Raw genomic sequence first — 20,864 nt, forward strand, 5'->3', positions numbered from 1 at the left:
CGCCGGGGCGCTTCGTCCGTGTCCACCGTTTTCGGGTCGCCCTTCTTCTGGGGTACGGCCACGGGCACGATTTCTTCCTTCAGCCGGCCGGCGTCTATGGCCTCTATGGCCAGCCGGTGGCTGCGCAGGGCCCATTCATCCTGCTCTTCCCGGGAGATGCCGTATTCCCTGGCCACTTCCCCGCCGTGAATGGCCATGTGCCGGTTGTAGAAGGCGCACCAGAGACCGTCGTGAACCATCAGGTCCACAAACCGGGTGTCGCCCATGCGCAGGCCCCAGCGGGCGTGCACAAAGTAGGGGGCGTTGCTCATGCTCTCCATGCCGCCGGCCACGATGATGTCGGCGTCGCCGGCCCGGATGATCTGGTCGCCCAGGGTTACCGCCCGCAGGCCGGAGGCGCAGACCTTGTTGATGGTTTCCGAGGGCACTTCCCAGGGCAGGCCCGCCAGCCGGGTGGCCTGGCGCGAGGGGATCTGCCCGCAGCCCCCCTGCAGCACCTGCCCCATGATCACGTTTTCCACCTGTTCCCCGTCAATACCCGCCCGCCGGAGGGCTTCTTTAATCACCACGCCTCCCAGCTGAACGGCGGTGAGAGGGGCCAGAGCCCCGCCCAGTTTCCCAAAGGGTGTCCTGGCTGCACTGACAATTACTGTTTCCCGCAAAGGTTTATTCCTCCTTTATTACCGGACAATGATCAGCAGGTTTTTCAAATCTTGAGTATTCACCAATCGGTTTGTTGGTGAGAGGAGCAAAAATTATACCAGCATTCGAGAGGGGCAGGAGGCAGTTGTCATAAAGTTGCGTCAAGACTAATTATTTTTTCGATTCATTCTTTTTGGGGCAGCGGGCAGGTTTGGCGGAAAAGTTCGGGGTAATTATTTATATTTTAAAATGTAAACAGTCTACATTAGTAGACAAAAGGGTGAACGGTAATTTACATGGTTCTAAGGTTTTACCGGCCAGAGCAAAAAGCAGGCTTGTGAGTTTTATGTGCCCTGCAGGAAATCAGGTTTTGCCGGAGGGCAGGTGGCGGCCCCAGGCCAGGTAGAGGGCCAGACCGATACCAAAGAAAGCGGTGGAGAACAGGCCCCAGGCAATGATCTCACCCAGCGGCTTGCCCCGCCGGCGGGCATCCCACATCACCCACAGGCCGTTGGCCAGCATTAAGGAAAGCAGTATCCAGTTAATAACCAGCACAAGCTTGGTGGACACAGTTTTCTTCCTTTCAGATAACGTCCCAGCGGGGACAGCGGGCCCCCCAGCGGCCTATGACCCTGTCCCCCTCATAAATCTCGGCAATTTCACAGGAGTTGGGGCAGCCGTCGCACTCAAAGCTCCTGGTATGGTAGGGGATTTCCGAGATGCCAAAACCTTTAAATGAGGTCTGTCCAGTTCCGGCTACCTTCTCGGCAGCCAGCTGGGCGGCACCGATGGCGCCCATGATTTTATGATGTTCCGGTACCAGCACGGGCATACCCAGGGCCCGTTCAAAAGCGGCCTTTATACCGATATTGGCGGCCACACCTCCCTGGAAGACTACCGGGGGAAGGATCTCTTTGCCCTTGCCCACATTATTCAGGTAATTGCGTACCAGGGCCTCACAAAGGCCGTTGATAATATCCGGCAGGGCATGGCCCATCTGCTGCTTGTGGATCATATCGGATTCGGCAAAAACCGTGCACCGGCCGGCAATGCGCACCGGGTTGGTCGACTGCAGGGCCAGTTCGCCGAACTGTTCGATGGGGATGTTCAGCCGGGCGGCCTGTTGATCCAGGAACGAGCCGGTGCCGGCTGCACAAACCGTGTTCATGGCAAAATCTACCACTACGCCGTCGCGGAGAATTATAATTTTGGAATCCTGCCCGCCAATTTCCAGTACCGTTTTTACATCGGGTACCAGCATGCTGGCAGCCACGGCGTGGGCTGTAATTTCGTTCTTGATTACATCGGCTCCCACCATAACGCCAGCCAGGTAGCGCCCGCTTCCGGTGGTGCCCACACCCGCTATTTCCAGCCCCGGTTTGATGCTTTCCCTGGCTGCCTTGAGGCCATTCTGAATGGCTTCAATGGGGCGGCCCCGGGTGCGCAAGTAAAGGCCGGTGAGGACTTCTCCGGCCTCGCTTAAAATTACGATGTTGGTGCTTACCGACCCTACGTCAATACCCAGGTAGGCTTTCATTGTTCTTCCCTTCTTGCTGCAAAAGATGGTAAGTAGGAATGATAGAGTAAGAAAGAGTATTATGGCCAGTAGTTTGTGCCGTTAATATTTTTCAAGCCGTGCGGCGGGCGGCTTTTTTGCGCCGCATTAGATCCACAAAGGCCTCCAGGCGGGTGGCCATACCTGCCTTGCCTGTCTGTTCATCCAGGAAGAAAGTCAGGACAGGGATACTGTGGTCTTCGCTCACCCGGGGCAGGATAGTCCTGGCCACGATTTCCGGTATGCAGGTAAAGGGGGCAAGCTGAATAACCCCGTCGAACCCCCGCTTGGCATAGAGTACCGTATTGCCAATAGAGTCGCGGCCGTGCCCTCCCAGCAGTTCGGGCAGGTAAGGCAGGGCGGCTTCTTTCACTGTCAGGCCTTCTGTGGTTTCCGCCCAGGTATTATCCCTGGTCCAGCCCGTCAGGAACAGCGACCTTTCCACTTCCACCCCCAGATTCCCCAGGGTTTCTTCAATTTCCAGGTTGCTGGCCGGTTCCAGGAGGACATATACCTCACCGACGATGCCCACTCTCAACACATCCCGGTAAGGATCCTGCGGTACTTTTTTCAGTTCTTCGATGGCGCTTTGTTCGGCTTCTTCAATTTCTGCGAGGCTGTATGCCCTGTCAATCCACTCCAGTACCCGCCGGTAAGCGCGGGTGGTGGCACCCCGGACGGTTTCCCGGGGGCGAATTTTGTGGGTTAGCTTTTCCACATTATCCAGCGCCTGGAGTTTGCGCCAGGCCCGCCGGATGCACTCGTAGATTGCCCGGTAAGACATACGATGGGGGTTGAGCCGCTGGATGTTATGTAAAAATTCCAGGGGATAGAGCCTCGGTGGTTCAAAAACTACAATATCTACCTGGTAGCCCAGGGAGCGCAGGATTTTTTTATGCAACTGGGCATAATGACCCGCCCGGCAGGGTCCAACCCCACCGCTGGTAATGATGAGCTCCACCCCCTGCGGGCAGGTTTCCAGGTAGGTGCCGAGAAGTATTTTTACCGGGAAGCAGGCAAATTCCGGCGCATAGCGTACCCCCAGATCCAGGGTGCGCTTGCTGGGCCGGGGAGGGAGAATAACCTCGTTCCCGAGATCCTCCATAAGCATTTTAAAGCTGCGGTACGATTCCCCTACATGGGGGAAAGTGATCCTGGGCATTGAAGACCCACCTCTTTTTTGCGCATAACCATATCCACAAAGGCTTCCAGCCGGGTAGCGATTCCGGCATCGCCGCTGTGTTCATCGATGGAAAGGCTCATGAAAGGAACGTTCCGGTACTGGTGAACTGCCATCTCCAGATATTTTCCCACCAGGGAATCGGGCCCGCAACCAAAAGCGGTTACGTGGATCACTCCGTCTATATTTGTCCGCCGCAGAAGGTAATGGGCCGCCCGCAGGACCAGATCGCCAAGGGTCCAGAACAGGCGCTTTTCCAGGTAATCTTTTTGCCTGTAGAGGACGCGGGGTGCCAGGTTTTCCACGGTAACCACGTCGACCCCCATTTTTTTCAACCGTCCCAGCAGGCCCACGCTTATATACTGGTCGTACACCAGGTACGGATAGCCCAGCACGGCAAAAGTGAGGCGGCCCTTTTTTTTCGGTGGCCGGCTGCCTGTCTTCAAAATTTGCAGGGCTTCGTGAGGCGACCAGCCTTTCCTGAGCAGGGAGAAGAAGCGACGCTCTGTGGCCATGGCTTTGCGGTAAGCCTGGATAATAACCCTGCCGGTGGCACCCAGAACCTGACCTGCCTGCCGGTAGGCTTTAAACAGGGCGTCCCTTTCTTCCCTTACGTCGATCCGCACATCTATCAGGGGGGGAACGTTTTTAATGGAATGCAGGATCATGTCCGGCAGCCCCAGGAATTTGGGGCAGTAAGTTGTTTCCCTGTTTAAACAGACCACCCTGGGGATGAATAAATAGTCAACCTGACCCACCAGGGCTTTTACATGACCAAAATATAATTTGATGGGCACACAGGCATCGGCCAGGGCCTCCTTCACCCCCAGATCGAGAATTTCTCTGGTAGTGTTTCCCGAGGGGATTACCCGGGCCCCCAGCTCGCTGAAGAAAGTATTCCAGGCCGGGTAATAAAGATAGTACAGGAGTGAAGAAGGGATACCAACCCGGACAGCCAAATCAAAATCTCTCCTTTTACATAGAAAAAAATAACATTGCGCGGACCTGTTTTATAATTCTCTTTAAGGGCGGCAATTCCTTTTTTAAATTTTACAGTACGGTCCGGGCGGCGCTTGCTCCTGCTGTAAAACCGGGGTACATGGGGAATTTACTGACAATCTGTGAGTACATGAAAGCTTTTTTAATACCTGGCGGTGATAAATTTTTCGCCAATCACTCTCCAGCTATCGGGATCTTCCATTCCCAGCCGCCAGATGGCGGCTCCCTTGAGGTTGTACCTGGTAATCAGGTCCAGCTTACCTGCCCAGCTGCTGGCATTTTCAAACCATACCTCGTGGCGGGAGCCGTTTTCATCGATGTAAGTGAAGTAAGGTGCCTGGGCCCAGGTATTCCAGCGAACAGGAGCGCCGTACCAGCGGGCAGTTTCCAGGGCCAGTTCATGGGATAGATAGCGGGGAAAGCCGCCATCATAGTTCCAGTCAAATCCATAGGCAGGTATGCCCAGCATGACCTTAGGCGCTGGAATCTTGCTCACCGTATACTGAACCACTTTTTCCACCCAGGGCAGTGAAGCTATAGGGCCGGGGCCGCTGTAAGCTCCGTGTTCATCGTAGGCCATAACCACCACCTGATCGGCATAGCGGCCTATGGTGGCGTAATCAAAGGAATCACCCCAGCTCATGTTGGGAGCATCGCTGGTTTTGGCCGGTAAGGCCACGGAAATATAGTATCCTGCTGGCTTGAGCTGGGCGGCCAGCTCAATTAAAAACTGGTTAAATAACTGGCGATCCGAGGGGTAAATATCTTCTATGTCAATCTCCACTCCATCAAAACCGTTTTCCTTCAGGAGATAGAAAATATTCATCACCAGGGACCACCGCTTCTGGGGATCGGACAGTATACGGTGGGCCACATCCCTGCCCTGGATGCCATTTCCGTAAAGCAGGTTATGTACAAGGGCCAGAACCTTTACCTTATTTTGCCGGGCCACGGTAAAAAGCTCCCTGAACTCCTTTTCCGGGATATCTCCAAGGGTGTCGAGACTTCCCGTTCCACTGGCATTTAGCCGGTAGCGGAAGGGGGCGATGAAGGTAAGTTGAGAGCCATGATTGCTCAGGCTGGACAGGGAAGAGGGCAGTGGTGTTTCTTTCCCCGTATAGTAGCCCATAATGATTTTCTTTTGCCTGGACGGTATTTTTTGTTCCGTTAATTGTGTGAGAAGAGCGCTGGTCTGGGGCCCGACAATGCCGTCAATGATCAGGTTGTAATCTGCCTGCAATTTAATGACAGCAGCTTCTGTCAGGGGGCCGAAATAACCGGTGGCCGGTGCGGCCAGATAGCCCATCTGGCGCAATTTTTCCTGGAGGGCAACCACGTCCGGACCGTAATCTCCCTGCCTTAAGTACTGGCTGGCGTAAGCGATACAGGTAAAGTTAAAGGTAAAGATCATTAAAATTAACAACGGGATAAGTTTTTTCCTGCAATTAAACATAACTACCTCCCCTGGTTTTTATCTCCTAAAATTTTACCAGGCTTTTTCCGGGAAAGCATTAAAAAAATCATACCATCTGAGGAATTATGTGGAAAAAAGTAGAAACCGGAACCGCTGGTTCCGGTTTCTGCGCTTCCGGCATAAGTTCTGGCTGAACGGGAGGATTTGCTTGCTACTGGATATCAACCCGGTAAACATTTCTTTTGCCGGGTTCTTTTTTGGGAATGCGCACTTCCAGGATCCCGTTTTTATAAGTAGCCCTTGCCTGATCGGGTTTGACTTCTACCGGCAGAGGCAGGGTGCGGCTAAAGGTTCCGTAATAGCGTTCGCTGTGATAGTAACCCTCCTGCCTTTCTTCGGCACCCCTTTTAAATTCTCCCCGGATGCTAAGGGTATTTTCGGTCAGGGTTACTTCCACGTCGTCCCTGGATACTATCCCGGGCAGCTCTGCCGTGGCCACAACTTCGTCATCCGTCTGGTAAATGTCCACCCGCGGGTTGATGCCATCGGTACCCCAGAAAGGCATCCCGCGGAACCAGGGGTTGTTGAAGATCCTGTTCATTTGCTGGCGAAGTTCATGAAAAGGTTCCCAGCGTACAAGGTCCATGGCCGCATACCTCCCCAAAAAGTATTTCAATTAGATCTTGTGCAGAATAGGGGCAGATATACATTTAAAAAAAGTCCCCCTTTAAACGTATACCGCTGCTTCGGGAGGAAAAGGACGGCCGGTAACGAAGCTTGTTATAAGCAAACTTGGAAATATTCAGGGAGGGTTGTATTTTGGCCTGGATGAATCTTGAGCCTGCCCACCGGCAGGCTAAGGAAGAATTTGCCCGGCGGGATCCGGAAAGCATGGCTTTTAATGCGGCTGTCACTTACCGTCAGGAAACGCAAGAATTTGTCGTTCCCTTCCTCGGTGCCGATTATCTGGTTAAATACCCCGGGGGTGAGGTTAAAGATGCTTCTTCGGGCCAGGAAGTACCTGAAGAAATAAGAATTGTTCTTTTACATTACCTGGCCAGGTCTTCCCCGGCCCGGGTAGAAGGGCGGTTGATTTCCTTCCAGGAACTTCCCGGCGGGTTTATTTATACCGGCCCCTTTAATAACCGGGCGGTACGCCCCCTGGTAAGCCTTTTCGGAGACAAGCCGGACCTCCTGGTGCAGGCAGCGAAGATGCTGGGGGGCTCGCAGGTGGCTATGGGAGACGTGGCTGTAAACATACCGGTGCTGCCCAAAATACCTGTAACTTTTCTCCTGTGGCTGGGCGATGATGAGTTTCCTCCTTCGGGAAATGTCCTTTTCGATGCTTCCGCGCCCCGCCACCTGCCCACCGAAGACTATGCGTTATTACCCGGCCTCGCGCTGGGGAAAATGAGGAAAATTATTCAGTCCGGAGGGAGATAACATTGGCCTTTTTAACCGAGAAGAGATTGGATTCCCGGGTGGTTTACCGGGGAAAAATCCTGAACCTGCGCGTGGATACGGTGCTCCTGCCCGATGGCCGTACCGGTACCCGGGAAGTGGTGGAATATGCCGGCGCGGTGGCCGTAGTGGCCCTGAACGAGCAAAAGGAAGTTTTTATGGTCCGGCAGTACCGTTACCCGGTGGAAAGGGAACTTTTGGAGATACCTGCCGGTAAAATAGAAAAAGGAGAGGATCCTCTCCAGTGTGCCAAAAGGGAGCTGGCGGAGGAAACCGGCTTGAGGGCCGAACGCTGGCAGCAGCTCGGCAGCTTTTACTCCACTCCGGGATTTACCAGTGAGAAAATGCACTTGTTCCTGGCCCGGGACCTGCATCTGGAAAGGCAGCACCTGGACGAAGATGAATTCGTCCAGGTGGTAAAAGTGCCCCTGGACGAAGCCCTGGCCATGATCTGGCGGGGGGATATTTGCGATGCCAAGTCTACTGCCGGCCTTCTGGCCGCACATTATCTCCTGGAAAGGGAGAAAGCTTAAAAAGCAGGGTATATGGCTTTATGGCGGTAGGAATCAAAAATAATCCTCCCGCCTTTTAGCCTGGCCGTTATGGGAAACAGGCTGCTCCGGGGGATTGCAGCCGGGCTGGCGGTAATTCCGGCAATGGACAAACAGGCTGCCTGTAATTTCAGAGCGGTAATGGTAGCCGCAGTGTTTCCTTCCGCCCCTGCCTGGACAGTTCCCCGGCAGCAGCCCATGATAATGACGCTGCCGGTGGCAACAACCCGGGCTCCGGGGTGGATGTTGCCTATAATTACCACATTTCCCTGGTGCCGTATTTCCTGGCCCGAGCGCAGGGTGCCTTGAACCAGCCGGGCTGGTTCACCCGGAAGAACAGTTTTTATCTGTTCCACCTTTTTCTCCAAAGGCCAGGATATTTCCGGTGAGGGGATTAAACCGTACTGGCGGCAAATATTTTCCAGTTCCGAGCGCTGGCGGCCGGTAATGGCCTGCCCGTAGACGGCAAAACGTGCTCCCCGGAAAAAGCCCCGGGAAGATTCCATCTTGCGCTTCAAGTGTAACTTGATATCTTCAAATTCACGGGTGGAATCAAGAAGTATTACCAGTCCTTCCCGGGTTCCTTTAATACTGACCAGTTCCCTGGGCACCTTATCCAACCCCTTTATTAAGGATAAAAGATAAAAGCTTGCTTATGGCGGAACGGCTCCTGCCTTATTTTTTTGGTTTTAGAGGTATGGCCTGAAAAGCATATTTCGATTTTTAGCGTCACATTCCTGCTCTAAAAGAAAATATTGCCGTCTAATAATATGGTATTGTCGTAAAAACAACTGGATAGCCGGTGGTTGCCCAGGGAATTTTGTAACCGGCCCGGATTACGGGGCGACGGGGTGTGACCGGTGGCATGGATATGCGACAGTATCTGTATAAAAAGAATGTTTTTGCGGCAACTTTTACAATAGAATTTCATAGCGGGAAGGAGTGAGGAGAAGATGGCCATCATGGAAATAAGTGTAATGCCCATGGGTACCGATCATCCCAGCATCAGCAGCTATATCAGCCATTGTTGTGAAGTGCTGAAAGAAGAATCCGGCCTTAAATACCAGGTTACACCCATGTCCACCGTAGTTGAGGGAGAGCTGGATAGACTGCTGGAAGCGGTTAAAAAAATGCACCGGGCTCCTTTTAACGACGGGGTTATGCGGGTGGTGACCTCAATTACCATCGATGAACGCCGCGATAAAGAGGAGTCTATGGAAGATATGGTTCGGGCGGTAATGTAAGAAGACATTTTTCGAGGGGAGGAAAAAAAGTGCCCGAATGGAGAAAGGACCCGCTGGTGAAGCGGTGGGTAGTTATTGCTACCGAACGGGGGAAGCGCCCTACTGACTACAGGGTGCCGAGGGACGAAAAAAAGGGGGGGCGCTGTCCCCTCTGCCCGGGACATGAAGGGGATACGCCGCCGGAGGTCCTGGCTTTCCGGCACGGGGGCACAGCACCGGATACCCCGGGCTGGTGGATCAGGGTGGTTCCAAACAAGTTTCCCGCGGTTCGTCCGGAAGCTCAGGCCGGAGTGCGGCGCCATGGCGTTTACGAAGTGATGGATGGGCTGGGTGCCCACGAAGTGGTGGTGGAATCTCCGGGCCATATAGCCAACCTGGATGCTGTGGATGAGCGCCAGCTGGAGGAAGTTATCTGGGCCTGGCAGCACCGTTCCCTGGAGCTGCGCCGGGACCCCAGATTAAAATATATCCAGATCTTTAAAAATTTTGGCCAGACTGCCGGGGCATCCCTGGAACACACCCATTCCCAGATACTGGCAACACCTATGGTTCCGGTGGATGTGGAGGAAGAAATGGAAGGTTTTAAAAATTACGCCCGTTCTGTGGGACGTTGTATTCTCTGCGATGTGGTGGCCCAGGAAGTTTCCGAGCGGCAAAGGGTGGTTCTTGAAACCGGTGCCTTCGTTAGCTTTGCTCCCTATGCTTCCCGCTTTCCCTTTGAAACATGGATCGTACCCCGGGAGCACCAGCATGATTTTGCGATGATCCGGGAGGATCAGGTACGGGATCTGGCCAGGGTACTGCGCAGCACCCTGTTGCGTTTAAGAAGGGTCCTGAACAACCCGCCTTTCAATATGGTCCTGCATACCGCTCCTGTCAACGAGCCCGATACGGCTGGCTATCACTGGCACCTTGAGATCATGCCCAGGTTAACGATCATGGCTGGTTTTGAGCTGGGTACGGGTTTTTACATCAACCCCACGCCGCCGGAGCTGGCAGCGCAGGTTCTGCGGGAAGAGGAAGCTTATTTACCACCACCGGCTTACGCCGGGGCAGAAAGGGAGGCAGTACGGTATGTTTGACCGGCCGTTGAAAATACTGCTCGTATCGTCTGAAGTGGTACCATTTGCCAAGACAGGAGGGCTGGCCGATGTGGCCGGCTCCCTTCCCAAGGCCCTGGCTACCGTGGGCAATGATAATCTCGGCAACGACGTCCGGGTAGCCATGCCCCATTACAAGGGAATTGAAAAAGCCACCTACCGCATGGATTTCCCGGTATTTTACAACAAGCGGGTCGAGACGGCTATCATCAGGGAAAGTACCATTGAGGCCCATTACCAGGGTGAACATCGCATTATTCCGGTGTACCTGGTGGATAATCACCACTATTTTTACCGGGATGGCATGTATATGTTTCCCGACGAGGCGGAACGCTTTGCTTTCTTCTGCCGGGCGGTACTGGAGATGTTACCGCGCCTCAACTGGCAACCGGATATAATCCACTGCAACGACTGGCAGACCGGGCCCATCCCCTTTTTCCTGAAGGTGCGCTATAACCAGGACCCCTTTTATAACCGGATAGCAACGGTTTACACCATCCACAACTTGCAATACCAGGGTAATTTCCCCAAAGAAACCCTCGATCTTTTAGAGGTAGGGGAGGAATATTTTACTCCCGAATTAATTGAGTTTTACGGTACGGTTAGCTTTATGAAAATGGGCATCCTGTTTGCCGATGTCATCAGCACGGTCAGCAAAACCTACGCCGCCGAGATTCAGCGACCGGAAATGGGAGAACGGATGGATGGCCTGCTGCGCAAGCGTTCCCACGACCTGTACGGGATAATTAACGGCATTAATTACCACGAATTTAACCCCAGAACCGATCCCCGTATTCATCGCAATTACGACTGGGAGAGCATTGAAAACAAGAGGGAAAACAAATATGCCCTGCAAAAGGAAATGAACCTGCCCGTAAGGGATGTTCCGGTGCTGGGAGTGATCTCGCGCCTGGTGGATCAAAAAGGGCTCGATCTGATCGCTCAAATTACCGACCGGCTGCTGGCCCATGATGTGCAGTTTGTGGTACTGGGCAGCGGCGACCGCCGGTATGAGAATATGTTCAGGGACATTCACAACCGTTACCCTGAAAAAGCGGGAGTTTATATAGGCTTTAATGCCATCCTGGCCCAGCGCATTTACGCCGGTGCCGATATGTTTTTAATGCCTTCCCGTTTTGAACCCTGTGGTCTCGGACAATTGATTGCCATGCGCTATGGAACCATCCCCATCGTCCGGGCAACGGGCGGGCTGGCTGATACGGTTCATGATTACAATCCGGCTACCGGTTCCGGAAACGGCTTCACCTTCTCCGAATACGATGGAGAGGCCCTTTACCAGGCCATCCTGCGGGCCCTCACCCTGTATACGGAGCAACCTCAACAGTGGCGGGCGCTCATCAGGAGGGCCATGGAGCTTGACTTTTCCTGGGCCCGTTCGGCAGTGGAATACCTGCAGCTCTACCAGGAAGCTTTGAGCAGGCACCTGGCCAGGGCGAAAATCGCGTGAGTCTATTCAAGGCCATTCCTGTCGGGGGATGGCCATATTTTTTTATTTACACTTCCAGATGACGTTGTTAAAATATTGAGAGTAGTTGAATAATTCTAACCCTTTTCTCTTTTATTCAGCAAAAACATTCAGATATTTCAGGAAGGACCGTGGTAAACAGTGAGATTTCATTCTCCCGGGGTTGCCCATTTTACCACAGATCACATTATCGGCCTCAGTCCCCAGATGCTCGATCTCAAGGAAACCCTGCTTAAAATTGCTCCCCGCAATTCAAATGTGCTCATCACCGGGGAGAGCGGCACCGGAAAGGAACTGTTTGCCCGGGCGCTGCATGCGGCCAGCTTGCGACGAGCAGGACCCTTTGTAAAAATTAATTGTGCGGCCATTCCCGATACGCTTGTGGAATCCGAGCTTTTTGGTTACGAAGAAGGAGCTTTTACCGGCTGCCGGAAAGGGGGGCAGCCCGGTAAGCTGGAACTTGCTCACCAGGGAACGGTTTTCCTGGATGAGGTGGCGGAACTCTCCTGGCCCATGCAGGCCAAGCTCCTGCGCTTCCTGCAGGAACGTGAGATACAAAAACTGGGCAGCAGGCGTTCCATATACGTTGATGTCCGCGTGGTGGCCGCGACCAATGTTAACCTTGAACAAATGGTTAAGTATAAAAAATTCCGGGAAGATCTTTTTTACCGCCTGAACGTGATTAATTTACACATTCCCCCTTTAAGAGAACGCAAAGAAGATATACCCCTGCTGGTGGAAGCCTTTATCCAGAAGTTCAACCTTTCTTTTAAGGCCCGGGTAAGTGGAGTTGCTCCGGAGGTGATGAACGCCTTCATGCAATATTCCTGGCCGGGAAATGTTCGCGAACTGGAAAATTGTTTGGAACGCGCTTTTAACCTGATAGATGATAATAAAGTTATCCAGCTGCACCATTTACCTGCTCACCTGTATTCCTTCTCCGGTGAAAAACAACCGCTTCGTGATACGGGGCTTCCCGGCCAGGTTGCGCAGGCATTCAGGCAGGGGAAAACCCTGGTTGAGATTTTGGAACAGGTGGAAAAGTATATAATCTTGCAGGCCCTGGTTGAAAGCAAGGGAAACAGGGCCAGGGCGGCCCGGCTGCTGGGGATTTCCCGGCCCGGTCTGTATAAGAAGTTAGTTAAATATAACTTGATGTAAATAAATATAAACAGTTCCTGTATTCCCCGTCCCACCCTTTATTCTCCCGGAAAAGCCCGGAGATAATGCCGGGTAAGGATACCGGCTGGTGTTAAGTTTGTTAACACCAGCCGGGACCATGTCTGGAACATGTGCAGTTGGGGCTTGAATTTTGATATCTCGCCCCCATTTTATGGTTACTGGCAGTTGAAAAGCGGCCTGTTACTCTTGACTTGCTTTAAAAAATGGGCCGGGTGGCAAAACCGGCCGGGAAAGGGGTGCGTTGTTCGAGCAGGCCCGTCACCTTTTACGGGGGCAACAGGACCAGTTTAAAATTTTCTTCCGGGAGGGGTGTGGGATGGATTTTGACCTTACCAGAGATCAGCGGCTTATTCGTGATGTGGTGCGGGAGTTCGCCCAGAAAGAAATTCTCCCCAGAGCAAAAGAGATCGACCGGAGCGGCCAGTTCCCTCTGGATATTATAAAGAAGCTTGCAGAGATGGATCTCATGGGCCTGCCCTTTCCTGAGGAATACGGAGGTGCCGGAGGAGATTACGTCAGCTATTGCCTGGCCTTAGAAGAAATTACCCGGGCCTGCGCTTCCACCGGCCTTACCTATGAGGCACATATTTCCCTCGGCTGCATGCCCATTTATCTATTCGGCACACAGGAGCAAAAGCAAAAATACCTGGTACCCCTGTGCCGGGGAGAATGTCTCGGTGCTTTCGGACTTACCGAGCCCAATGCCGGTTCGGATGCCGGTGGGACCCAGACCACGGCAGTGCTGGAGGGAGATGAATGGGTGATAAATGGCTCCAAGTGTTTCATCACCAATGCCAGCTACGCCCGCTTTATTACCATTACAGCGGTTACTGACCGCAATAAAGGTAAAAGGGGCATCAGTGCCTTTATCGTGCCTGCCGACGCTCCCGGTTTGACCATAAGAGCCGGCTACGAAAAGCTGGGCATGTCCGGATCCAACACCACAGAACTGTTCTTTGATAATGTGAGAATTCCCAGGGAAAATCTCCTGGGCCAGTTAAACCATGGCTTCAAGCAATTTCTGCAGGTGCTCGATGGCGGTCGCGTGGCCATTGCGGCCATGGCCGTAGGTATTGCCCAGGCCTGCCTGGATGCAGCCCTGGAGTATGCCCGGCAGAGGACCCAGTTCGGGCAAAACATTTCCAAGTTCCAGGCCGTATCTTTCAAGCTGGCTGATATGGCCACCAACATTGAGCTGGCCCGGAACATGTACCTGAAGGTTGCCTGGTTGAGGGATCAGGGACGGCCCTATACCAAGGAGGCGGCCATGGTCAAGCTGTTTGCATCAGAAATGGCTACCCGGGCTGCCCTGGATGCCATCCAGATACATGGAGGATATGGTTATATGAAGGAGTTTTCGGTTGAGCGCCATCTGCGGGATGCCAAGCTGCTGGAAATTGGGGAAGGCACCTCCGAGATCCAGCGTCTGGTCATTTCCCGGGCGCTGGGTTGTTGAGGCGTGGTGAAAGTGGGGGGGTAGAGGTGACTCGCGGGTTTCACAGGAAGATCATCCCTCCAGGTATTCCCCTGACCCGCCGGCAGAAAAAGGCTGCCGGGGAGGCCATTGTCAGCTTGCTGGGACGTGTTCCCGGAAGTATTTCCGAAGTAGCTGAACATCTGGGGCTGGACGAAAAAGTAACTGAACAGTTATTGCAGGATCTGGTCAGGCGCGGGCGGGTGCAGCAAAAACCCGGTGGCATATTTACCCTGCACGATCCCTTAAGTAAATGGTGGGAAAGCAGGGATAGTTGCTAGGCTCTTTTTTCCCGAACCCCGGCCGGGAAGGCGAAGTAAAAAGGAGGGAGGTGAAAAATGAATTTTTTCCCCGGCCGGGGTTTAAAAAATCAAAATAGTTCGAAAAAGGGGAGGTATGGTTGGTGATCGAGGTAAGGCCAGAGGAGTTAAAGATGATTAAGGAGAGCAAACTTTATTATCCCGAACCCGGAAAAGTAAAAGAGTCAGTCCTGGGCAGTGTGGATGCTTTTAATGAACTGCTCCGCAAATCGTGGGAGGAACCGGAAAAATTTTGGGCCGACGTGGCCAGCGAGCTTTACTGGATCAAGCCCTGGGAAAAGGTTATGGAAGGGGAAATGCCGCATTTCAAGTTTTTTGTCGGCGGCGTTACCAATCCCTGCTACAATCTTATTGACCGGCACCTGGAGAAGGGCGCAGATAACAAGCTGGCCCTGATCTGGGAGGGGGAAGACTATCAGAGCAAGTTTTATACCTACCGGATGCTGCACAGCGAGGTATGTAAATTTGCCAATATTCTTAAAAGTTTCGGCCTGCAGAAGGGTGACCGGGTGGCCATTTTCCTGCCCAACCTGGCGGAAACAGTAATTGCTGTTCTGGCCTGCTACCGCCTGGGAGTGCTGTTTAATACCATATTCTCGGGCTTTTCCGTACGGGCCCTGCGGGACCGGCTTATTAACTACGAACCCCAGCTGGTTGTCACTGCCGACGGCGGCTACCGTCGCGGCCGGGAAATTCCTTTGAAACCAAAGGTGGATGAAGTAATTGAGGATATGCAGAGCATCCGGGCTGTGGTGGTGGTAAAGCGTACCGGTTCGGAGGTATACATGAAGGAAGGACGCGATTACTGGTGGCATGAATTGATGGCCGGGGTATCCCGGCAGTGCCCGCCGGAACCCATGGAGGCCAATGAGCCCGGGTTGGTATTTTATACCAGTGGCACCACGGGCAAACCCAAGGGTATAGTACATTCAAGCGTAGCTTTTGTGGTAAATAATTATGTTTACGCCAAATTCCATATGGATCACCATCCCCATGATATGTTCTGGTGTACGGCCGATATCGGCTGGTTGACCATGCATATATGGGGAATTGCAGGTGCCCTGTCCAATGGGGTAACAACCCTGTTTTACGAGGGGGCTCTGGACTACCCCCGGCCCGACCGGTTCTACCAGATTATCGACAGGTACCGGGTGAATAAGCTGTTTACTGCCCCCACCGCTATCCGTATGCTCATGCGGTACGGAGAAAGCTGGATGGAGCCTTACGACCTGTCCTGCCTGGATGTTCTATCCCTGGTGGGGGAACCGTTTAACCCGGAGGCATGGCACTGGGCCTATGAAAAACTGGGCCGGAAACGCATTTACATTAATAATACCTGGGGCCAGACGGAAACTGCCGGTTGCCCGCTGGCCGGGGCAGCCTGGTTAACGCCCATGAAACCCGGTTCCTGCGGCATTCAATTTTTAGGCGCGCAGCTGGATGTGGTGGACGAGGAAGGAAAACCGGTTCCCCCTGAAACGCCGGGCAACCTGATCATCAAGCGACCCATTCCCATGATGGTACGTACCCTGTGGAGGGAACCGGAGAGGTATATCCAGGAGTATTTCAGCCAGGTGGAAGGATGCTATTACACCCATGATGCTGCCATCAAGGACAAGGACGGCCATTTCTGGGTTACCGGCCGGATTGATGATGTTTTCAACGTGGCCGGCCATCGCCTTTCGACCATGGAAATGGAAAGTGCCATTATTGAATGTGAGGGGGTAGCTGAAGCGGCGGTAATTGGTGTTCCGGATCCCATTAAAGGGTTAATTCCCGTGGCCTTTGTCACCCTCCGGGAGGGATATCAGCCCGGTCCCGAGATGGAGCAGGCAATAAAAAATAAGGTCATAGAAAATATCGGCAAAATTGCCGTTCCCGGAGCCATTTACTTCACCCCGGTCATGCCCAAGACTCCCAGCGGCAAGATCATGCGCCGCCTGCTGAAAGAAATTATGGTCAGCGGTGAGATCAAGGGTGATATTACCGGTCTGGAAGATATAGGTGCGGTGGAGCAGATCAAAAGCATTGTGGCGGCCAGGAAAGCGGGAAAATAGTTCTTTCACCTGGTAACGCTAAAAAACATGTATAGTAATATTTACACTGCCTTAACGGAAGCCGGAGTTAAATATCTGCTTTAATCGTTGCTGCCGTTATTAAAATTTTTTATACGTGGTGAGGATTTCGGTGCAATCAGTGCTAGAGAAGTTAAATAGTCAGAATAGTGGTTTAATTTTTGCATGGTGAAATTTTCGGTACTCAAATAAAGGGGGGTGGCGGGGTCTTCTAAGGACTTAAAGGGAACAGGTGGTTAGAAAGGGCATCCTGTATGGAAGGGGCACCTGGTAAATACGGTTGCGGGGTTGGTAAAAACAATCCCGCAACCGGGTATTAACTTTAAACTATCTTTTTAGGCTGTGAAACCTGATAAAGGAGGAAGCAAAGTTGAGCCAGCACAATATGGTGGATTATGAAAAAACCTACGCGGAATTCAGATGGGAAAAGCCCGAATATTTCAATTTTGCCCGGGATGTTATTGATAAATGGGCTCAGGATCCCGCTAAGCTGGCCATGCTCTGGGTGGATGATGAGGGTAACGAGGTGCGCAAGACTTTTTATGAATTTTCCGTCGCTTCCCGGCGGGCGGCCAATGTCCTGCGGGAGCAGGGGGTCAAGCAGGGCGATGTGGTAGTGGTTATTCTGCCCCGGTTGATTGAGTGGTGGGAGATCAACCTGGCCTGCCTGCGCATGGGCGCCGTAGTCAGTCCCGGTACCACCCAGCTTACTGCCAAGGATATCAAATATCGCCTGGAGACAGCGGAAGCGGTTTGTGTTATTACCGATAACGACGTTGCTCCCAGGGTGGACGAGGTTATAGGGGAATGTCCCACGGTTAAGTCCCGCATTATAGTGGGCGAGCCACGCCAGGGCTGGCTGAATTACAGGGAAGCAGTGGCCAGGGCCAGTGACAATTTTACTACCGCCAATACCAGGAGCGACGACAATGCCATCCTGTATTTCACCTCGGGAACGACGGGTTATCCCAAGATGACGGTGCATACCCATGCCAGCTACCCGCTGGGCCATATAATAACCGGTAAGTACTGGCTGGACCTGCGCCCGGACGATTTGCACTGGAATTTAAGCGATACCGGCTGGGCCAAGGCAGCCTGGAGCAGTTTCTTTGGCCCGTGGAATATGGGGGCGGCCCTGTTTGTCCACCATTCCCCCCGCTTCAGTCCAAAGAAAACCCTGGAATTGTTGCAGAAATACCCCATTACCACCCTTTGTGGAGCGCCAACTAACTACCGGATGATGGTGCTGGAAGATTTAAGCCAGTACAAGTTCACCACCCTGCGCCACTGTGTCGGTGCCGGTGAACCCCTGAATCCGGAGGTCATTGAGGTCTGGAAAAAGGCTACTGGCCTTACCATCCGTGATGGTTACGGCCAGACCGAAACGGTGCTGGTTTGTGGCAACTTCCCCTGTATCGAGCCCCGTTTTGGCTCCATGGGCAAACCTTCCCCGGGTTTTGACGTCCAGGTTATTGACGAGGAAGGCAATATCCTGCCGCCCAACACCGAGGGCGATGTGGCGATTAGAGTAAAACCCGAGCGTCCGGTGGGGTTATTCAAGGAATACTGGAAAGATCCAGAAAAAACGGCCAGCGTGCACCGTGGCGACTGGTATCTTACCGGCGACCGGGCCTATAAAGATGAGGACGGCTATTTGTGGTTCGTGGGACGCGCCGATGATGTAATCCTTACTTCCGGTTACCGCATTGGCCCCTTTGAAGTGGAAAGTGCCCTGCTGGAACACCCGGCGGTGGCCGAGTCGGCCGTGGTTTCCAGTCCCGACGAGATCCGGGGGGAAGTGGTTAAGGCTTTCGTTGTGCTGGCACCGGGTTACCAGCCCTCCGATGAGCTGGTGAAAGAGCTGCAGGAACACGTAAAGAAAGTTACCGCGCCCTACAAGTACCCGCGGAAGGTCGAGTTTGTTGAATCCCTGCCCAAAACCATCAGCGGTAAAATCCGCCGGGTGGAACTGCGGGAACGGGAGTGGGCCGGTAAGCGCAGGTAGTGTTAGAGGAGCAAGGGGCCGGGTTAACACCCGGCCCTTCAGGTTTTCGGCCAACTCTTTATGTGCCCTGGTTTTAAAGGAGAAGCGACCTGGAGTGAGCGCCGCCGGGCCAGGCCACGTGCCGCGGACCGGATGTTCGCGGTGGTGTGAATGTGGCCGGTACCCGCCGAAGACCGGAGCCGGGGCCTTTTGGCCCGGCCAGCGATACGACCGGGAGCGACGACTAAAACCAGGGCACATATCAGAAGTACTTTTTGACTACAGCCTGGGAGGTCAGGTTAACACCCGGCCCTTACGGTTTTATCTTGCTTCTTTCCGGGAAAAGGAATATGCTATTGCAGGGAAGGTAAGCAGGGGGAGCGAATGTCTAAAAAGGGGCCCCATGTTTACTTATGTAAACACTCCTTAAATAGACCGCAAAGGGCAAGCTTTTTCCCGGGGCTGCCCGTTGTTTTATGGGATGTATGATGTCTATATTGAAGGCACGTGTTGAAGGCCCTGGATTGATGGAGGGCGGGGTATGGATTGTTGGAATTGCTGCCCTTGCTGGTCTAGTTAGAGTTTTCTAAAAAGTCCGGCATGAAGCTTGCTAGGAATAATGATTAAAAGCCGTACCACCTGACCTGTGGCTAGGGGTTTAAAAGTAGGAGGAATTGTTGAAATTAAAAATCGGTTCAAAAAGGGGAGAGGTTTATGAATTTTATGCTTACGGAGGAGCAGGAATTGCTCCGGCAAACCGTCCGGGAGTTTGCCGAAAATGAGGTGGCTCCCAAAGCCGCCGAAATGGATGAAACGGAAGAGTACGATTGGTCTTTATGGGACAAGATGGCCGAAATGGGCCTGACAGGCATCCCCTTTCCCGAGGAGTATGGTGGGGCCGGCATGGATAACCTCAGCTATGCCATTGCAGTGGAGGAGTTAAGTCGGGTCTGTGCCTCCACGGGGGTACTTATCTCGGCCCATACCTCCCTGTGCAGCTGGCCCATATATGCCTTTGGTACTGAAGAGCAAAAGAAAAAGTACCTGGTTCCCCTGGCCGAAGGGAAAAAGATCGGTGCTCTGGGCCTGACCGAGCCTTCTGCCGGTTCCGATGCCGGGTCGGTAAAGCTGAGTGCCGTCCGGGATGGGGATGAGTATGTCCTGAATGGAACGAAAATCTTTATTACCAATGGAGGGCGGGCCGATGTTTATGTTATTATTGCCCGCACGGACCCCGACATGAGCAAAAAGCACCGGGGAACAACCGCTTTTATTGTGGAAAAGGGCACACCCGGGTTCACCTTCGGCAAGAAGGAACATAAGATGGGTATCCGGGCTTCTTATACTTACGAGCTGGTTTTTGATAACTGCCGTATTCCCAAAGAAAACATGCTGGGTAAAGAGGGTGAAGGTTTTAAAATTGCCATGGCCACCCTGGACGGGGGGCGTATCGGTATAGCCGCCCAGGCTCTGGGTATTGCCCAGGGGGCTTTCGAACAGGCCCTGGCATACAGTAAAGTGCGGGAGCAGTTCGGCCGCCCCATCAGCGCCAATCAGGGCATTGCCTGGATGCTGGCCGATATGGCCACCCGGATTGAGGCCGCCCGCCTGCTGGTATACCAGGCTGCCTTCCTGAAAGATAACCGGCTGCCCTATAGCAAACAGTCGGCTATGGCCAAGCTTTACGCTTCGGAGGTGGCCATGTGGGTAACCACCAAGGCAGTGCAGATTCACGGTGGTTACGGTTACACCAGGGAGTACCCTGTGGAGCGCATGATGCGGGATGCCAAGATTACGGAAATTTACGAGGGTACCAGTGAAGTTCAGCGCATAGTCATTGCCAATCATCTGCTCAAATAACTGACGTAAGGAGGGAGAAGATGAAGGTAGCAGTATTTACCAAGCAGACCTTCGACACGGAAGCCAAGATCACCCTGGATGCGCAGGGGAAAATCAACCAGGAAGGCGTCAGCCTGATCATGAACCCCTACGACGAATTTGCGGTGGAAGAAGCCCTGCGCATCAAAGAAAAGACCAAAGGGGAAGTAACGGTAATCAGCATGGGCGGGCCGAAAGCCCAGGACGTACTGCGCCAGGCCCTGGCCATGGGGGCCGACCGGGCGGTGCTGGTCACCCCCGAACTGGAAGAAATAGACGAATACACCACGGCCACCATACTGGCGCGGGTGCTCTCGCG

20 protein-coding genes are annotated in these 20,864 nt (G+C 53.3%); 12 read left to right on the forward strand and 8 right to left on the reverse strand.

What is annotated here, in order from left to right:
* The 7 genes from BUB44_RS13325 to BUB44_RS13355 all read right to left on the reverse strand — a co-directional run.
* On the reverse strand, nt 1-662 hold a 662-nt coding region (locus BUB44_RS13325; protein WP_278247943.1), incomplete at its 3' end, for a thiolase family protein.
* Between the two features lie 343 nt (nt 663-1,005).
* Nucleotides 1,006-1,212, reverse strand: a complete 207-nt coding sequence (locus BUB44_RS13330; protein ID WP_073167170.1) for a hypothetical protein — start codon at nt 1,210-1,212, stop codon at nt 1,006-1,008.
* Between the two features lie 13 nt (nt 1,213-1,225).
* A complete protein-coding gene (locus tag BUB44_RS13335) occupies nt 1,226-2,179 on the reverse strand; it encodes an acyl-CoA dehydratase activase (protein WP_073167173.1) in 954 nt (317 codons plus the stop codon).
* Nucleotides 2,180-2,270: 91 nt separating this feature from the next.
* Nucleotides 2,271-3,359: an acyl-CoA dehydratase activase-related protein gene (locus BUB44_RS13340; RefSeq protein ID WP_073167176.1), complete on the reverse strand. Its 1,089-nt coding sequence runs from the start codon at nt 3,357-3,359 to the stop codon at nt 2,271-2,273.
* Nucleotides 3,332-4,336, reverse strand: a complete 1,005-nt coding sequence (locus tag BUB44_RS13345; protein WP_034634180.1) for an acyl-CoA dehydratase activase-related protein — start codon at nt 4,334-4,336, stop codon at nt 3,332-3,334. Before BUB44_RS13345 ends, BUB44_RS13340 begins: the two co-directional genes overlap by 28 nt.
* Before the next feature lie 182 nt (nt 4,337-4,518).
* The gene (locus BUB44_RS13350; RefSeq protein WP_051617712.1) at nt 4,519-5,829 is read right to left on the reverse strand and encodes a glycosyl hydrolase family 18 protein; all 1,311 of its coding nucleotides are present in this window, start codon (nt 5,827-5,829) and stop codon (nt 4,519-4,521) included.
* Between the two features lie 172 nt (nt 5,830-6,001).
* The gene (locus tag BUB44_RS13355) at nt 6,002-6,436 is read right to left on the reverse strand and encodes an Hsp20/alpha crystallin family protein (protein WP_073167178.1); all 435 of its coding nucleotides are present in this window, start codon (nt 6,434-6,436) and stop codon (nt 6,002-6,004) included.
* Nucleotides 6,437-6,618: 182 nt separating this feature from the next.
* Here BUB44_RS13355 and BUB44_RS13360 point away from each other — a divergent pair, with 182 nt between their 5' ends.
* Nucleotides 6,619-7,233, forward strand: a complete 615-nt coding sequence (locus tag BUB44_RS13360) for a DUF3786 domain-containing protein (protein WP_073167196.1) — start codon at nt 6,619-6,621, stop codon at nt 7,231-7,233.
* Between the two features lie 2 nt (nt 7,234-7,235).
* Nucleotides 7,236-7,784 (forward strand): NUDIX hydrolase, encoded by a 549-nt coding sequence (locus tag BUB44_RS13365; protein WP_073167181.1) that lies wholly within the window; start codon nt 7,236-7,238, stop codon nt 7,782-7,784.
* Here BUB44_RS13365 and BUB44_RS13370 read toward each other — a convergent pair.
* The gene (locus tag BUB44_RS13370) at nt 7,781-8,413 is read right to left on the reverse strand and encodes a septum site-determining protein MinC (protein ID WP_073167183.1); all 633 of its coding nucleotides are present in this window, start codon (nt 8,411-8,413) and stop codon (nt 7,781-7,783) included. The genes BUB44_RS13365 and BUB44_RS13370 overlap by 4 nt on opposite strands.
* 342 nt (nt 8,414-8,755) lie before the next feature.
* Between BUB44_RS13370 and BUB44_RS13375 the strand changes: the two genes are divergently transcribed.
* The 10 genes from BUB44_RS13375 to BUB44_RS13420 all read left to right on the forward strand — a co-directional run.
* Nucleotides 8,756-9,046, forward strand: a complete 291-nt coding sequence (locus BUB44_RS13375) for an MTH1187 family thiamine-binding protein (RefSeq protein ID WP_073167185.1) — start codon at nt 8,756-8,758, stop codon at nt 9,044-9,046.
* 29 nt (nt 9,047-9,075) lie between these two features.
* Complete coding sequence (gene galT, locus BUB44_RS13380; protein ID WP_073167188.1) at nt 9,076-10,128, forward strand: galactose-1-phosphate uridylyltransferase; 1,053 nt, start codon at nt 9,076-9,078, stop codon at nt 10,126-10,128.
* Complete coding sequence (gene glgA / locus BUB44_RS13385; RefSeq protein WP_073167190.1) at nt 10,121-11,614, forward strand: glycogen synthase GlgA; 1,494 nt, start codon at nt 10,121-10,123, stop codon at nt 11,612-11,614. Before galT ends, glgA begins: the two co-directional genes overlap by 8 nt.
* A 159-nt stretch (nt 11,615-11,773) precedes the next feature.
* A complete protein-coding gene (locus BUB44_RS13390; RefSeq protein ID WP_073167193.1) occupies nt 11,774-12,793 on the forward strand; it encodes a sigma-54 interaction domain-containing protein in 1,020 nt (339 codons plus the stop codon).
* Nucleotides 12,794-13,130: 337 nt separating this feature from the next.
* A complete protein-coding gene (locus BUB44_RS13395) occupies nt 13,131-14,270 on the forward strand; it encodes an acyl-CoA dehydrogenase (protein ID WP_073167199.1) in 1,140 nt (379 codons plus the stop codon).
* A gap of 26 nt (nt 14,271-14,296) precedes the next feature.
* Nucleotides 14,297-14,569: a hypothetical protein gene (locus BUB44_RS13400; protein WP_027355505.1), complete on the forward strand. Its 273-nt coding sequence runs from the start codon at nt 14,297-14,299 to the stop codon at nt 14,567-14,569.
* Between the two features lie 122 nt (nt 14,570-14,691).
* A complete protein-coding gene (acs, locus tag BUB44_RS13405; RefSeq protein ID WP_207545675.1) occupies nt 14,692-16,665 on the forward strand; it encodes an acetate--CoA ligase in 1,974 nt (657 codons plus the stop codon).
* A 388-nt stretch (nt 16,666-17,053) separates the two neighbouring features.
* Nucleotides 17,054-18,688 carry an AMP-binding protein gene (locus BUB44_RS13410; protein ID WP_027355503.1) on the forward strand — a complete coding sequence of 545 codons (1,635 nt, stop codon included), beginning with the start codon at nt 17,054-17,056 and terminating at the stop codon, nt 18,686-18,688.
* Nucleotides 18,689-19,381: 693 nt separating this feature from the next.
* The gene (locus BUB44_RS13415) at nt 19,382-20,527 is read left to right on the forward strand and encodes an acyl-CoA dehydrogenase (protein ID WP_027355502.1); all 1,146 of its coding nucleotides are present in this window, start codon (nt 19,382-19,384) and stop codon (nt 20,525-20,527) included.
* Nucleotides 20,528-20,547: 20 nt separating this feature from the next.
* The coding region (locus tag BUB44_RS13420) for an electron transfer flavoprotein subunit beta/FixA family protein (RefSeq protein WP_423219799.1) at nt 20,548-20,864 on the forward strand (317 nt) is incomplete at its 3' end.

Origin of the sequence: Desulfofundulus australicus DSM 11792, assembly GCF_900129285.1 — a bacterium.
Lineage (GTDB): Bacteria > Bacillota > Desulfotomaculia > Desulfotomaculales > Desulfovirgulaceae > Desulfofundulus > Desulfofundulus australicus.